Consider the following 15356-nt stretch of genomic DNA (forward strand, 5'->3'; position numbering starts at 1 on the left):
TATGAATGTTCAACACGCCCTAATGAAAGTGATACATTATTTTTTTGCAACTTATACTATATGTTAAAGAATTATTTATGCCTCCTAAAAATATTAGAATAGCTTTGGTTAGTGATGAGCTTACTGCTATATCTTTAGATAATGAAAAAGTTATTAAAGTAAAATATATAACCAATAATCATTGGACTTGGATATTTAAAGTATTTAGGCCTAATTTTATATTAGTCGAATCTTGTTGGCGCGGATTTAAAGACAGATGGCGCTACAAGATTGCCAACTATCCTGACTATCCTGAACGTAATAACGTTGAGCTACGCAAGCTTTTAGAAATGGCAGATAAATATAATATTCCAGCATTATTTTGGAATAAGGAAGATGGAGCTCACTTTAATCGTTTTATCGACTCTGCCAGTTTATTCAAATATGTACTGACCGTTGATTCAAACTGTGTTGAGCGCTACCAAGCGATATTAGGTAATAAAGTAAAAGTAGGGGTGCTACCCTTTGCTGTGCAGCCTAAGTTTCATTATCCCGCTACATCACCGCCGCCCTATCGCAAAAGTCTATTTATCGGCAGTTATAGTAAGCATGTCCATAATGCTCGGCAAAAGTGGCAAGATATGGCATTTAGCGCAGCGTCGCCTTTTGGATTAGATATCATAGATCGTAACTCGGACCGTAAGTCTGATGTCTATCGCTATCCAGACTTACCTAATACTAACGTATATCCTGCGGTCGCTCACAATAAGACTGGTGATATGTATCGTCAGTACTCGCATGCACTTAATGTCAATACTGTGACTGATTCACCGAGTATGTTTTCTCGTCGATTAATTGAGATTATGGCATGTGGTCGGTTGGCGGTGAGCAATCCTAGCGTATCAGTAAGTACACGCTTTGAGGGGATGTGTGAAGTGATAGAAAGTCGCGAACAGGCGGATGAGTTATTTGCGCAACTATCTAAAGGCTATACCAAGCAGCAGATAGAGATGATGCGTTATGCGAGTGCCCATGTATTAGAAAACTATAACTACGATCAATGGCTACAGCATATTGTGGATTTTATCGAGCTATAGATTGCTTCTAGTATAGAAAGGTGCTTATCATATGGTGTAAGTTATCAAAAGTTACCCGCCAAATAAAAAAACCTACCATTAATTAATGGTAGGTTTTTTTGTGCTAGTTAAAAGCCTTGATTCAACCAATCACCAACTGCTCCAAACCATCATCAGCCGTTGCTAAATTGGCTACCATTGATAACGCATGGGCTTGCTGGCTGGTATGATCTGCCTTTGGTGTAGCCGCTGTTCCACCACGTAGCCAGTTACTAGCTGTGGTGTCACTGTTGTTGTTTTTCTGCTGATTTTGCAAATTATACCAAGCCAAATCATGATGGAGTGCGACCACGTCTCCCATAATGAGCAAGGCTGGCGTGCGTAGCTGATTTTTTTCTTGCAACTCAACGATGTCGGCAAGCGTTCCCGTTAATACCTGCTGATTGGGCATACTGGCATTGGAGACTATAGCAATCGGGGTGTCGCTACTGCGCCCTGCATCAATCAAGCCTGTCGTCAAACGCGCCAGCGAATGCAACCCCATATAAAAGACGACTGTCTCATCCGTATTCAAAAAGCTCTTAAAGTTATTATTGGGTGCGCCAGCCTTTAAAAATCCAGTGACAAAACGTACTGACTGCGAATGATCACGATGGGTCAGCGGAATGCCAGCATAGCTTGCGGCGGCATTGGCAGCGGTAATACCAGGTACGACTTGATACGGGATACTGTGCGCACGCAAACTCTCAATTTCTTCGCCGCCACGGCCAAAGATGAAGGGATCACCGCCCTTTAAACGCACCACACGGCGACCTTCTTTAGCGCTATTGACCAACAATTCATTAATGCCCAATTGCGCCACAGCATGATTGCTGCGTTTTTTGCCAACAAACACTTTATCGGCATCACGGCGGCATAAATCCAATACTTGCGGTGAGACGAGCGCATCATAATAGACAATGTCAGCCTGCTGCATGAGACGCAGCGCTTTAAAGGTGAGTAGCTCTGGGTCACCAGGGCCTGCACCAACGATATAGACTTCGCCTACGTTATTCTGTAGGGTTTGAGGTTCTGTGGATATATCATTCTCTGTATGTTTTTCACTGATAAGTGATGCTGTTTTATCTAAATCAGCTTGTAATTGTGCCGCCGCTTCAGTTTCATTACCTGCAAACATCAGCTGACTGACTGGACCTTCAAATGCCTTTTCCCAAAACTGCCTGCGTCCTGTCAGCGTAGGTATTTTAGTTTTCACTTCGCTACGAAAATCGCCAGCAAGCTTTGCCAATTTACCATAGCCTTGTGGAATCAAGGTTTCAAGGCGAGCGCGTAATAGACGTGCCAGCACTGGCGCTTTGCCGTTTGACGATATGCCAATCACGATTGGATTGCGATCAACAATCGCGGGGAAGATAAAATCGCACAAATGGGGTGTATCGACTACATTAACTGGAATGTTTAGCTCAGTGGCATCAGCATATATTTGATGGTTAAGTGTCTCATCGTCAGTGGCAGCAATAATGACGCGCGAGTCTGTTATATAGGTTTTATTATAGTTTTTATAAATCAATTCGTGCTTGCTATCACTTAACAAGGCTTGTATCTCGTGGCTAATGCTTGGTGCAAGGACAGCAATACACGCGCCAGCACGGCTGAGCAAATCCGCTTTACGTAGCGCCACATCACCGCCGCCAATAATGAGTACTTTACGGTCTTCTAATTTAAAAAATAATGGAAAGGTGTTCATAGCGTTACCAGTTATTCAATTTAGTGTATGCCACTATTATGGTTTATTAGGTACGGCGGCTCACGTAGAGAATCGGCATTAGCATATTCGTTTTTTTCATGTTGGTGAGGGTTTTTGGTGGGATGTGGAATAGGTGAGGAGAGATGAAATACAGAATTAAAAAAGCCACAGGCTTACGTCAAAGCTTGTGGCTGTCATGTAGATTAGATTTTTGCATTAGATATTAGCAATAACGAGATTTGACAACGTACAAAGTCTACTCAAACTCACTCAGCATCTTAGTCATACGGGCATCTTTTTTTTGCCAGATATCCTCTAACCAATCAAACATCATTTTTTTGGTGGTTTCATCACGGTCATAGCCGCCGTCCATGATGGCAGCAAATAATTCGTCTGGTATCTTTAAGCGAGTCACATCGACGCCCAAACGGCGAATATTGCCTTTCCATAAATCATCATAGTCAGGCGCGCCGTCTGGGTAGACAATGGTCACGTCCAAGATAGAATCCAACTCATTGCCTAACGCATTAATGGCTAATGACAAACCGCCAGCCCGTGGTTTTAACAAATGCTGATAAGGAGATTTTTGTTGGTCATGTTTTTCTTTAGTAAAGCGCGTGCCTTCCAAATAGTTTAATAGCGCAAAGGGTTTGTTTTTTAATTGACGACAAGCACGCTTGGCCTCAAGCAGGTTTTGTTTTTTAAGCTCTGGATTCTTGGCCATCGCTTTTGCAGAAAAGCGCTTCATCATCGGAAAGTCTAAGAAATAAAAGGCTTGACCGATAACAGGAATATAAATCAGATTAAACTTGGTAAAAAACCGTGTCAGAGGCAGGGTGTCTTGGCTGATATATTGCACAATGCTGGTATCAACCCACGATTGATGGTTGCTTACCAATAGATACTGCTTGTCTTCGCTCAGATCGTCAGGCAGGTTAATGCGCCAGTCTTTGTGAGGTAGGGCATGATCAATGACGGCGTTGTTACTATTAATCCAGTATTTGGTAATCGCAATCAGCGCATCATCCGCAGCTTTCGCTCCTGTCAATACTTTTGCCGCTCCCAAAGTCCAGATGGGCAGACCCACCATCGCACTATTGGCAGTAAGAACACTCGTACCAGTTAAAAAAGAGGCTGCCTTGCCTACCGCTGGTAGCTTATCGTGCAGTTTTTCATAAAGTGAATCGATTTTTTTTATAAAAGACATAATAAATATCCATATTGATGAGCGCGAGTGCCTATAAGGAAATAAAAAAGGATGAGTAACTTTGTTCATGATGTGGCTTTATAGCATCGGTTTAATGCCGAGCAGCCACTGAGGCAAGCCATAGAATACCGCAATGTTAGACAATAAAACGTTCAAGAAACGTTAATTATTCAAATGCTGACTTCTTTATACAGATAGAGATATTCAAAAACTATAGAAAATTGTCTATTAAGCGGACTATTTGCTATAGTTTGGCGGCCTCTAATGAATACTTTATATAATAAGCTATTGTGAGGAAGAGGAGGATGTATGTCATGGTTCACCATAGCGTATGAAGCGAGCTGTTAAAGCAATAAACGGTAGTCAATATGATTGTAGTGCTAAACTAAGGTGTTGAACATTATTCCGCGTGGCGCCGCGCTGAGTTTAGCGTCTGCTTTGTTTGGCATACTTTTATTATTGGCTTTTGTACTGACTCATCAAATAAGTTGGTCAATTTCTGGTATCTATCGCTATGATCTGTTATTGGCTTATGCTTTGATTATTCAGGTTTTTTTGGTTTATTTCAAATTAGAAACGTCGCGTGAGGTATGGGTCATTGCTATTTTTCATATCATGGCCATGGCAATGGAATTGTTTTTAACCCATCCCAAAATTGGTTCTTGGTACTATCCTGAACCATCCATTTTTAGAATTGCCACTGTGCCACTCTTCGCCGGATTTATGTACTCGGCCGTAGGTAGTTTTTTAGCGCGTGGCTTAAGATTGTTTAATGCCTCTTTTACCGACTTGCCACGTTTACTATGGGTGAGTTTATTGGTTATTTTTTCTTATGCCAATTTCTTCACTAAGTTTTTTGTCCCTGATATTCGCAATATATTGTTCATCGCTTCGATAATTTTATTTTGGAAAACCAGAGTGTTGTTTCAAATCCATCACAAAAATAATCTTCAACTGCATGATACCAAGCAATATCAATGTCCATTTTTACCATTACTGTTGTTCCTCGCTTTTTTGGTTTGGTTGGCAGAAAATATTGCTACTTTTACCAATATTTGGCGTTATCCGTCACAAGCAAATGTATGGCATATGGTAGGTTGGGGTAAGCTGGGCTCTTGGTACTTATTACTGATGTTAAGTCTAGTGTTGGTTTTGGCAGTCATGGGTAAAAGGGATGAGAAAGGCGGTTGGCAGTTAGCTCGATAATTTTGATACTTGCGTGTGTCCTCATTGTTTTGGCGGTAGCGCTTGAATTATATATTCAAATTTTGTGGAACTAAATATTGAATCTACTATGACAATAAAAAAACACCTCTTATATCTAAGAAGTGTTTTTATCGTAAAACTACGAAATACCTAAAGTTGCGTGTGCAAGCCACACTCACGGCTTTCTTCTACTTTCGTTGGATCAAAGTAATCAAATTCATTCGGTAAGTGATGCTCTTCGAGATAAACATCTAAATCGGCGTCAGTGTTTTCAAACAATGGCGCTACTTTTAACACGCCATCTTTTGATAGGCTAAGTACATCCAACCCTTGGCGGAATTCTGTTTGATCTTTACGAATGGCATTAAACCAAACATCTGGCTTTAACTCATCTAGCGCACGGCGGAATGGCTCTAATTTTACTTGGTCAGTGAATTCATCATGCTGTGGGTTGTCGATACCTGGGATACCGTTCATGGTCGCGTCACGATACGCTGCCGTTTGCTTAGGAATATAGGTGATGACGTTTAAATTTAAATCACGGATAACTTTATTGGCAAATTGATAAGTGGCATCAGTATTGTAGCCTGAGTCTACCCACAATACGGTGATGTCAGGGCGCTGTTTGGCAACCAAATGCAGAATCGCTGACTCGTATGGGCGGAAGTTAGTCGTGATGATTGGGTTTTTCGCTTGACTTAATGCCCACTCAACGATTTGCTCAGGCGACTTGCCTTGCAATGCTTGGTTGGCTTGGTCAAGATCTAGGTTCGGATGTAATTGGCTCATAATACCTTCCTTAATGGTTGTTAATATAAAGTTAATATAAAATCGTTGATTAAAAAATTTATGATCAGTGTTAAAGCTAGGCGATTAAGGGTTCTGACGGTTTAGCAAACATCGGTAAATCCGAAGCACTTTGTCCATCATAACTACTGGCAAGAGCGGTAAATGCTTGCTCAATACCGAATTTAGAGTCTGGCTGCATGTCATGCTCGCTCAATACAAAGCTATCAACACCCATGCGCAGTAGATATGCGATTTGATCACGGCCAAACGCGCCAGCCACCCGAATCTCACCTTGGTAGCCAATTTGGCGTAGGGTACGTGCAAAGCTAAAGTGACGGCCATCAGCAAACTTAGGCACATCAATCACGATAAGCGCCTGCTTTGCTAAGAACTTACTGATACCTTCTAATGCATCTGCATCGGTGTCAGCCGTCACCCACAATCCAAGGCGGCTACTGTGCTGTACAATCAGCTCATAAACCTCTTTAACCAGACCACCGACCTGCGCGCCTGATTCGTCTAATAGGTCAGCGAGCGGTACAATCACATCGGGCTTTTCTTGTCTTTGTAGCAGCTCAAGCAACGTGATGTTTGTCGATACAATACTCTCTGGTAACGCATCAGTAGTGAGCACATGCCATGTATCTTGACTGCCAATATCTGTGCCATGACTGTCCAAAATATGATGATTAGCCATAGACCTTCTCCTTAAATGGATCAATACCAACGCGCTCAACCAATTGACCAAAGCTTTCGACATCATTGTCGGTGCTGGCGCGCAAGTCTACATAGACGTCAACGATTTGCTGTATGGTATTGGCAACCTCAAGAGCAGGGACAGATTTACCTAAGATTTTGCCAAGTTTGGCATCGTCACTGGAATTGCCACCAATGCTGATCTGATACCAATGCTCACCTTTTTTATCGACACCCAAGATACCAATGTCACCTGTATGATGGTGCGCACAAGCATTGATACAACCAGACATGTTTAAGCGAATCTCACCCAAATCGTACAGATAGTCTAGATCATCGAACTGTTTTTCGATTTGTTCAGCGATGTTGTGTGTCGTCGCATTAGCAAGCGAGCAGTAGTCCCAACCTGGGCAGACAATCATATCTGTTAGGGTATTGATATTAGCGCGTGCTAAATGCAACTCTGCTAGTTGCTGCCACAACTCATAAAGGTTATTGGTTTGCACATCAGCGAATACCAGATTCTGCTGATAAGTACCACGCAGCTCACCAAAACTGTATTTGTCAGACAGATCAGCCAGTGCATCCATCTGCGACTCGCTGACATCACCAGAGGGCACATATTTGCCATCGACCAAGCCTGCTTTGAGCGAAATAACGACCGCACGATAACCAGCGACTTTATGCGCCACCGTATTTTGGTTGTACCAGTTAGCAAAGTCTTTATCAGCATTTAATTGCTGTTGTAGCTCAGACTGTACTTGTAGCGCATCAAACGACACATAGTCAGGCTCGGTAAAAAAGCTGCTGGCAGTAGTAAAGTTCTCATCAGTTAAGGTAAGCGAACCATCTTTGGTATGAGCTTCCCACTCAGCATTGACCAATTTGGCAAATGCAGGGCCGCCCATGCTCTCAACCAATATCTTAATGCGTGATCTGTATTTGCTGCCTTTATCACGGCGACCATGCAAGTTATAGACACGCAAGATGGCGTCCAAATAACTCAAGAGATGCTCGCGTGGCAAAAATTTATTAATCACTTTACCAAGGACAGGAATACGTCCTAGACCACCACCGACCAATACTTCAAAGCCAATCTCACCTTCATCGTTGGTTTTGATATGAAGACCGACATCATGTACTTGGGTTGCCGCGCGGTCATCATTGGTACCGATGACGGCAATCTTAAATTTACGTGGTAAAAAAGCAAACTCAGGATGGAAGGTTGACCACTGACGAATAATCTCACAATAGGGACGTGGGTCAGCGATTTCTTCTTGGTGGATACCGGCATATGGATCGGTGGTTGTGTTACGAATACAGTTGCCCGAGGTTTGGATCGAGTGCATCTGTACTGATGCCAGCTCTGCCAAAATATCTGGCACGTCTTCTAGCTTTGGCCAATTCAGCTGGATATTGGTACGGGTAGTGAAGTGCCCATAACCTTTGTCATATTTACGAGTAATCTTAGCCAATTTTCGCAATTGGTAGCTGGCAAGTAGCCCGTAAGGAATGGCGATACGCAACATCGGTGCATAACGCTGAATATAAAGGCCGTTTTGCAAGCGCAGCGGCAAAAATTGCTCTTCTGGCAGCTCACCTGCCAAAAACCGTTCGGTTTGGTCGCGAAACTGAGCGACTCGTTCTTCTACCAAGGTTTGGTCAGCGTAATTATATTGATACATGACGTAATCTCAATTTTGTTTTTAGTCTTAAAAGCAGTGACGAAAATGATTTGCGTGTGTAATCGGTCTTATTGCCAGTCGCAAGGTAAACCATTCAGAGTCACATCATATAAGCTTGCGTCTATAAACATAAATTCCTTTAAGACATATGTATATCCAAACACAGCATAAATTTTCATAACGAAAGTTAGGTAGCCTATGCTTATCAAATTTATCACTACCCATAAAGGTTATAAATCAATATGACATCTATCACCTCTAAGCAACCATCAAAACTCGTTCCGCCGCATGGCAGCACTGAGCTTAAGCCATTACTATTACAAGGTGAGGCACGCGCTCAAGCATTGAAACTTGCCAGCACATTGCCGACCATCACTTTAAGCTCACGTGAGCGTGGTGATTTAATCATGTTCGGTATTGGTGGCTTTACGCCGTTGAATGGCTTTATGAATCAAGCAGACTGGCAGGGTGTGGTTGATGATATGCGTTTGCAAAGTGGTGACAATGCGGGTCTGTTTTGGCCAATTCCGATCACCTTGTCTGCACCAAAAGCGACTGCCGATAATTTAAACCAAGGCGATAAAGTAGCCTTGGTCGCAAAAGATGGCGAAATCATGGGTATCTTGACCGTAGAAGAAACCTATACCATCGATAAAGAGCATGAGTGTCAGCAAGTATTTACGACAACAGACCCAGAACATCCGGGTGTTCAACAAGTATTAGAGCAAGGCGAAGTCAATATTGCAGGTAGTGTCGAGGTATTGAGCGAAGGCGAGTTCCCAACCTTATATCCAGAAATCTACAAAACACCAGCAGAAACCCGCGCTATTTTGGATACTAAAGGTTGGAAAACAGTGGCTGCCTTCCAAACGCGTAATCCAATGCACCGCTCACATGAGTATTTGGCAAAAATTGCAATTGAGATCTGTGACGGCGTATTGATTCATTCATTGCTAGGGGCATTGAAACCTGGTGATATCCCAGCCGACGTCCGTCAAGAAGCCATCAAAACCTTGATTGATAATTACTTTAGACAAGATACGGTTATTCAAGCCGGTTATCCGCTAGATATGCGCTATGCCGGTCCACGCGAGGCATTACTGCATGCGGTATTCCGTCAAAACTATGGCTGTAGCCACTTGATTGTTGGTCGTGACCATGCTGGTGTCGGCGATTATTATGGGGCATTTGATGCACAAACGATATTTGAACAGGTTGGTAAAGATGATCTTATCACTCAACCACTCAAAATTGGCTGGACGTTCTGGTGCAATGCTTGTAATGCTATGGCTTCCGACAAAACTTGCCCGCATGAAGCGTCTGAACACGTTAAAGTATCAGGTACCAAGCTGCGTAAAGCGCTATCAGAAGATGAAGTGGTGCCAGAGAACTTTAGCCGTCCAGAAGTACTACAAATTTTGCGTGATTATTATGCTGGTATCGAAAGAGAGGAACGTGCTGAAGTAAAATTGGTTGGTGCCTCTGCGGTGTAAACCAAGATAATCAGCAATCAAACCAGTATCAACGCTTGTTACTTAAGCTGGCGTTTGTTATCTATTAAACCTCTAAATCTGTTGTCAGCTTTTGATACTCACCAACCAATGTGCCACCGCCAGAGCAGAAGTAGTTAAGCGCGTATTTATCTTGACTATCAATAGTCAGTTTATCATCCTTAAATTGAAAGAATGCCGTGCTGTCATTGACTTTGCTTTGGAAAATAATGCCGTGCGCGTCGTCTTGACCCATTAATGTCGCCTTGCCATCAAACTGGCAACTGGGCTTTTTAATATCGCTACGGGCGCGAACCTTTATGTTGATTTGCTGATCATTCTCTGCCCGTACCATGACGCCAACCCAATCATAGCCTTGCGCGCGCTTTTCATAACCTTCATCAGTATAATCTCCAACGACTGCTTGCACAGCTGGCATGACATCGGCTATAGGTTGTTTTATGGCTTGGTGATTCACGCTAGGTGTCATGTTATTACAGCCACTTAAGGCAAACAGAGCCGCCGATGTGGTGAAAAATACCGAAAAAAAGCGTGAGTGACGAGCGGCACGAGGTGGAGACATGATCATTTAAGTACCTTTGATAAAGGAGTGATTAAGAGGAATGGTCGTTATCTAAACGAAACGCCTAACAGCATGGCTGTAAGGATATTAGAGATAGTATCGTTTACATAAAGGCTCGTCTATTTGACATACTCCCACCACTTTCGCCAAGCTCAAGTGGGGGATTCTAAAAGCAAACGCTCTTAGGCAACATTCTCACGAATATCACAAGTTTTCTGTTTCAACGGGCGACCCTTTACCGCATCTTCCCTCCGCAGACAACACGGCATGCCCTGCCGCTAATATGTTGCGAGCCGCGTTAACATCTGCGTTCGCAACATAACCACATTGGACGCACTCAAATTTTGATTGAGTTTGTCTATTTTCTTTGGCGACATGCTTGCAGTTAAAGCAGGTTTGGCTGGTGTAACGTGGATTGATTTTCACTAGCAGCCCACCTTGCCATTGCTGCTTGTACTCAAGCATATTGACCATCATGGCCCAGCCTTGATCCAAAATTGATTTATTCAATCCTGATTTGGCTTTGACATTATAACCTTTTTTCTCCATCGACCCGCTTGCAGACTTCGACATATTGGCTACTTTTAAGTCCTCACAAGCAATCATAGCGTGGTTTTTGCTGATGCTGGTGGTGATTTTATGCAAGTAGTCATGACGAATATTGGCGATATGATGGTGCAATTTCTGTATCTTACGGTTTTGCTTTTTCCAGTTTTCACTGAATTTTACTTTCTTGATTAATTGACGCTGTAATCTAGCAAGCTTGAGTTGATTGGCTTTAAAGCTGTTTTTAGGTTTGATGTATTCACCATTTGAGGTGGTGAGTAGTTTGCTGATACCCATGTCTAACCCAATAGCGCTTATGGCAGGATGCCGAGGGTTCTCAGCCAGTTCACGTTCACACCCAAACGACACGTACCAGCGCCCTGATTTCTTGCTGATGGTGACGTTTTTGATGGTGCCGATAATGTTTTGGGATTTTCTAAACTTCACCAAGCCAATACCGTTGGGTAGTTTGACTCGATTGTCCTCAACACGGCAATATTTATCAAACTGAACCAAGCGAATTGAGTCGCAGCCATCGGACTTGTGCTTAAATCTTGGCATCAGTGGGCGTAGTTGGATCTCCGATCCATCAGCCAATTTAAAGAACTTGGGTTTACGGAGTTTCTTTTTATTTTCTTTTAACTTGGCATGGACTTTGGGGTCAAAAAAACGTGACCAAGCAGAGGCGAGATCACGTACTTTTTGTTGTAAAGCCACCGCATTTGAACTGGCTTTTAGGAAATTAAAATCAGGATTACTTTTTAAATCTATAATTTTATTAACCAGATTGGTGGCATTAATAAACTCGTTGTTAGCAAACATCTCAAATGAGATTACCAGCATTTGATTCCAAACAAAACGCGCAGAGCCGACAAGATTATTTAAAATAACCGTTTGCTCCGTATTAGGCTCAAGCCTAAATTTATACGCTTTGTTGATCTTCATAAACACTTTCTTTATTAATGAGTGTGTATTTGATATTATGCTTATAATTCTAGCACTTAAGGGTATTTATTACAATGAGTGAGATATATAAAAATCGCTATGCCGCCTTTAACCTGCACGTTCATTTGGTTTTTTTTACCAAGTACCGAAAAAAAGTTTTAGTTGAGTTGCATCATGATTATTTTAGTGAATGTGTTGCTGAGGTCTGTAAAAGTTTTGACGCTGAGCTAAAGGAGTGTAACGGTGAGGCAGATCACATTCACATGCTTATTCAGTATCCGCCAACGGTGCAGTTAAGCAAGTTGGTTAATAATCTAAAGTCAGTCACAAGTAGACGAATGAGAGGCGATTTCATTGAGTTAAGAGCAGCTTATGCCAAGCCGGTGCTTTGGTCCCGATCTTATTTTGCAAGCTCTTGTGGTGGTGCGCCATTAGATATTATTAAGCAATATATTCAGAATCAGCGAGGCTAGCCTAAGCCTTGTAAAATAATTAATAAAATGACTTATGCCAAGTTAATCACTCGATAAGCGCATTTATCACTAAGCATTTGACTCACATGCTGTTAGCATATTTCTCATTATCTATAGAACCGCATCCAAAGAATTATGTGCATTAATAAGATTGTTAATGCTGTGGAAAACGCTTCTATCAACATTATCGAGAGCACCCATGCAACCAGATAACAAAAGTATTCAGCAAATATCTCAAAATCTTCGTTTTGCTAACCTCCATACACTTATTAAGGATAAAAAGACGCCGACGCCGCTAGCCAATGTCAGTGTTAAAGTTGGTAGCGTACTGGCGTTTGCCATGTTAATGACAGGCTGTAATCCTACCGAAGCCACTCAGCAAGACGGCTTGAATGCGACGGGTGATGCAAACAATATCAGTTTATTAAATGTCTCTTATGATGTATCACGCGATTTTTATAAAGATTATAACGCTTTATTTAGCGCAGATTATCAGCAAAAGCATTCAGACAGTCAGGTAAATATCAACCAATCACATGGTGGCTCAAGCAAACAAGCGCTGTCGGTTGCCAATGGTCTGCAAGCAGATGTAGTCACCTTAAACCAAGAAAGTGATATGAATCTGTTGGTTAAAAAAGGCTTGGTTGCCTCTGATTGGCAGCAAGCGTTCCCGAACAATGCGGTGCCTTATACCAGTACCATGGTGTTATTGGTGCGCGATGGTAACCCCAAAAACATCAAAGACTGGTCGGACTTGGCGCGTAACGATATCGATGTCGTGATACCAAACCCGAAAACCAGTGGCACCGCGCGTTATGCGTTTTTGGGTGCCTATGGTTATGGATTACATCAATTTAAAGAAACGGTGCAAAGTCCTGCCAAAACGGATGATTTTATCAAAAAGCTACTGGCAAACGTGGTCACTTATGACAATGGCGCACGCGCCGCAACAACCAGCTTTACTCAGCGCGGACTGGGCGATGTGCTCATCACGACCGAAAATGAAGCGCATTTAGCCGCCAAGCAATTTGCCAAAGGACAGGTCAATATCGTTTATCCCAGTTATTCTATTGTGATTGCGAACCCAGTGGCGGTCGTAACAGCCGTTACTGACAAGGGCGGCAAGACGGCAGCGGCAAATGCTTACCTAAAAGGCTTATGGGACACCCCAGCACAAGAGCTCATGGCACAGATGTATATGCGTCCCAGCAACCCACAAGTGCTGGCAGCTCACAAAGCAACCTTGCCTGATATTGAGACTTTTGAGCCGGTAGCAGTATTTGGTTCTTGGGAGCAGATTATGGACACTTTCTTTGTCGATGGTGGGCGTTTTGATCAGCTGGCAAGAGTGAAGTAGGGAGTCGTTTATCAAGAGATCGTCAATGGCCTGATACATGCTCAAAGTACTCAATTTGTATGAGCCAGAGCGGGTAGTTAGTAGGGTATCAGCCTTATGTATTAACGATACTATTTAAGTGATTGATAACCTTGTATTTACCCCTTTGTTATTCCATTTTGGCAATAACATACGCATATTCATCATTAAACATAATAAGATGGCACTGTTAGCATACTTGCATTACTTAACAGATACCTTTGAGGGATTTATGACATACGCTTTGCACTATCAACAAAAAAGTAAAAAACGTCACGTCTTGAGCATTGCAGGCGTTGCATTAACCTTGGGGCTGGCTGGCTGTAGCAATAGCGAGACAGAGACGACTGCTAATGCAGATGGCACAATTGCCACAGAAGGTCAAAATATTGAGCTGCTGAACGTCTCTTATGATGTGGCACGTGACTTTTATAAAGACTACAACCCATTATTCGTTGAGCACTATAAAGCGGAAAATCCAAACAGTAATATTCTAATCAAGCAGTCACATGGTGGCTCAAGTAAACAAGCGCTGTCGGTTGCCAATGGTCTGCAAGCAGATGTCGCTACTATGAACCAAGGCTCTGATATTGAGTTGCTTGAGAAAAAAGGTTTGGTTGAGTCAGATTGGGAAAGCAAATTCCCAGACAATGCCGTTCCTTTTACCAGCACCATCGTATTCTTAGTCCGTAAAGACAACCCAAAAGGCATCAATGACTGGGAAGATTTGACCAAAGAAGGCGTTGAGATCGTCATGGCCAATCCAAAAGTGACGGGTAATGGTCGTTATGCGTTCTTGGGCGCTTATGGTTATGGCTTACACGCTTTTGATAAAAACGAGACCAATGCCAAAAACTACGTGAAAGACATGCTTAAAAACGTCAAAGTTTATGAGAATGGCGGGCGCGCTGCGACCACCACTTTCGTTCAGCGTGGTATCGGTGATGTCCTAGTAACTTTTGAAAATGAAGCCAACTTGGCAGCGACTGATTTCGGTGCGGGTAAAGTAGACATCGTTTATCCTAAATACTCTATTAAATCAGAAAGCCCTGTTGCGATTGTCAAGTCAGTGACAGATAAAAAAGGCACAACGGATGCCGCAAAAGCTTATCTTGACTACTTATGGAGCGAGCCTGCCCAGCAGCTAGCAGCCAATCTATACTTGCGTCCTAGCGTCAAAAGCGTCCTTGATAAAAATGGTGATAAATTACCACCAATCGAAACCTTCCGTCCAAATGATGCCTTTGGCACGTGGGATGAAATCATGGGTACGTACTTCAGCGATGGCGGTGTATTCGACCAGCTAGCCATTAACGCACCGCAGTAATCACTTGCTAAGTGCATAAGAGAAGCTACTGCGCTAGCAAATGCAGTCAGTCACACCGTTAGTCATGCAGAACCTTATAAAGGACATGGTCATATACGCTATGTCCTTTATACCATAAGCATATTAATAACTACCTGATAGCGTGTTTTTATAGACGACATCATCGTTAAATGCTTTCTGTTAAGTGCTCTTTTTAAGTATCAATAGTGAAAACCCACGTTAAGCAATAACA

At 42.6% G+C, this 15356-nt stretch carries 12 protein-coding genes and 1 pseudogene; 6 read left to right on the forward strand and 7 right to left on the reverse strand.

The genetic code is table 11. The features are described 5' to 3' along the window. The first annotated feature begins 77 nt into the window (after positions 1 to 77). A complete protein-coding gene (locus B2575_RS01370; RefSeq protein WP_296239900.1) occupies positions 78 to 1076 on the forward strand; it encodes a CgeB family protein in 999 nt (332 codons plus the stop codon). A gap of 121 nt (positions 1077 to 1197) precedes the next feature. Here the strand turns inward: B2575_RS01370 and cysG are convergent, their stop codons facing one another. Together cysG and B2575_RS01380 are read right to left on the reverse strand one after the other, a co-directional pair. Further along, positions 1198 to 2802 carry a siroheme synthase CysG gene (gene cysG / locus B2575_RS01375; protein WP_296239901.1) on the reverse strand — a complete coding sequence of 535 codons (1605 nt, stop codon included), beginning with the start codon at positions 2800 to 2802 and terminating at the stop codon, positions 1198 to 1200. 256 nt (positions 2803 to 3058) lie between these two features. Then, positions 3059 to 4009 carry an acetyltransferase gene (locus tag B2575_RS01380; RefSeq protein ID WP_296239902.1) on the reverse strand — a complete coding sequence of 317 codons (951 nt, stop codon included), beginning with the start codon at positions 4007 to 4009 and terminating at the stop codon, positions 3059 to 3061. A 393-nt stretch (positions 4010 to 4402) separates the two neighbouring features. Between B2575_RS01380 and B2575_RS01385 the strand changes: the two genes are divergently transcribed. Continuing rightward, complete coding sequence (locus B2575_RS01385; protein WP_296239903.1) at positions 4403 to 5215, forward strand: DUF817 family protein; 813 nt, start codon at positions 4403 to 4405, stop codon at positions 5213 to 5215. Between the two features lie 150 nt (positions 5216 to 5365). Here B2575_RS01385 and B2575_RS01390 read toward each other — a convergent pair whose 3' ends face one another. The 3 genes from B2575_RS01390 to B2575_RS01400 form a co-directional block, all read right to left on the reverse strand. Further along, positions 5366 to 6004 carry a phosphoadenosine phosphosulfate reductase family protein gene (locus tag B2575_RS01390; RefSeq protein WP_296239904.1) on the reverse strand — a complete coding sequence of 213 codons (639 nt, stop codon included), beginning with the start codon at positions 6002 to 6004 and terminating at the stop codon, positions 5366 to 5368. Positions 6005 to 6080: 76 nt separating this feature from the next. After that, positions 6081 to 6701 carry a DUF934 domain-containing protein gene (locus B2575_RS01395; protein ID WP_296239905.1) on the reverse strand — a complete coding sequence of 207 codons (621 nt, stop codon included), beginning with the start codon at positions 6699 to 6701 and terminating at the stop codon, positions 6081 to 6083. Then, positions 6694 to 8385 (reverse strand): nitrite/sulfite reductase, encoded by a 1692-nt coding sequence (locus B2575_RS01400; RefSeq protein ID WP_296239906.1) that lies wholly within the window; start codon positions 8383 to 8385, stop codon positions 6694 to 6696. The genes B2575_RS01395 and B2575_RS01400 overlap by 8 nt, the downstream gene beginning before the upstream one ends. 242 nt (positions 8386 to 8627) lie before the next feature. Between B2575_RS01400 and sat the strand changes: the two genes are divergently transcribed. After that, a complete protein-coding gene (sat, locus tag B2575_RS01405; protein ID WP_296239907.1) occupies positions 8628 to 9878 on the forward strand; it encodes a sulfate adenylyltransferase in 1251 nt (416 codons plus the stop codon). Between the two features lie 64 nt (positions 9879 to 9942). Here the strand turns inward: sat and B2575_RS01410 are convergent, their stop codons facing one another. Next, positions 9943 to 10464 (reverse strand): hypothetical protein, encoded by a 522-nt coding sequence (locus tag B2575_RS01410; RefSeq protein WP_296239908.1) that lies wholly within the window; start codon positions 10462 to 10464, stop codon positions 9943 to 9945. Positions 10465 to 10640: 176 nt separating this feature from the next. Continuing rightward, positions 10641 to 11949: pseudogene (locus B2575_RS01415) on the reverse strand (RNA-guided endonuclease InsQ/TnpB family protein). 74 nt (positions 11950 to 12023) lie between these two features. On the opposite strand from B2575_RS01415, the gene tnpA reads away from it, so the two are divergent. From tnpA to B2575_RS01430, 3 genes are all read left to right on the forward strand, one after another. Continuing rightward, entirely contained in the window at positions 12024 to 12422 is a 399-nt protein-coding gene (gene tnpA / locus B2575_RS01420; RefSeq protein WP_045456190.1) for an IS200/IS605 family transposase, read from the forward strand. Between the two features lie 199 nt (positions 12423 to 12621). Next, positions 12622 to 13779, forward strand: coding sequence for a sulfate ABC transporter substrate-binding protein (locus tag B2575_RS01425; RefSeq protein ID WP_414707406.1), 1158 nt, complete (start codon positions 12622 to 12624; stop codon positions 13777 to 13779). A 250-nt stretch (positions 13780 to 14029) separates the two neighbouring features. Next, the gene (locus tag B2575_RS01430; RefSeq protein ID WP_296239910.1) at positions 14030 to 15124 is read left to right on the forward strand and encodes a sulfate ABC transporter substrate-binding protein; all 1095 of its coding nucleotides are present in this window, start codon (positions 14030 to 14032) and stop codon (positions 15122 to 15124) included. Positions 15125 to 15356 lie beyond the last annotated feature (232 nt).

This window comes from Psychrobacter sp. UBA6739, assembly GCF_002453835.1.
GTDB classification, from domain to species: Bacteria; Pseudomonadota; Gammaproteobacteria; order Pseudomonadales; family Moraxellaceae; genus Psychrobacter; species Psychrobacter immobilis_A.

Bases quoted from the DNA above. Each gene is read 5' to 3' on its own strand.
- B2575_RS01430 (WP_296239910.1), top strand. From the start codon at position 14,030: ATGACATACGCTTTGCACTATCAACAAAAAAGTAAAAAACGTCACGTC.
- B2575_RS01390 (WP_296239904.1), bottom strand. From the start codon at position 6,004: ATGAGCCAATTACATCCGAACCTAGATCTTGACCAAGCCAACCAAGCA.
- B2575_RS01370 (WP_296239900.1), top strand. From the start codon at position 78: ATGCCTCCTAAAAATATTAGAATAGCTTTGGTTAGTGATGAGCTTACT.
- B2575_RS01395 (WP_296239905.1), bottom strand. From the start codon at position 6,701: ATGGCTAATCATCATATTTTGGACAGTCATGGCACAGATATTGGCAGT.
- B2575_RS01425 (WP_414707406.1), top strand. From the start codon at position 12,622: ATGCAACCAGATAACAAAAGTATTCAGCAAATATCTCAAAATCTTCGT.
- B2575_RS01380 (WP_296239902.1), bottom strand. From the start codon at position 4,009: ATGTCTTTTATAAAAAAAATCGATTCACTTTATGAAAAACTGCACGAT.
- B2575_RS01410 (WP_296239908.1), bottom strand. From the start codon at position 10,464: ATGATCATGTCTCCACCTCGTGCCGCTCGTCACTCACGCTTTTTTTCG.
- tnpA (WP_045456190.1), top strand. From the start codon at position 12,024: ATGAGTGAGATATATAAAAATCGCTATGCCGCCTTTAACCTGCACGTT.
- B2575_RS01400 (WP_296239906.1), bottom strand. From the start codon at position 8,385: ATGTATCAATATAATTACGCTGACCAAACCTTGGTAGAAGAACGAGTC.
- cysG (WP_296239901.1), bottom strand. From the start codon at position 2,802: ATGAACACCTTTCCATTATTTTTTAAATTAGAAGACCGTAAAGTACTC.
- sat (WP_296239907.1), top strand. From the start codon at position 8,628: ATGACATCTATCACCTCTAAGCAACCATCAAAACTCGTTCCGCCGCAT.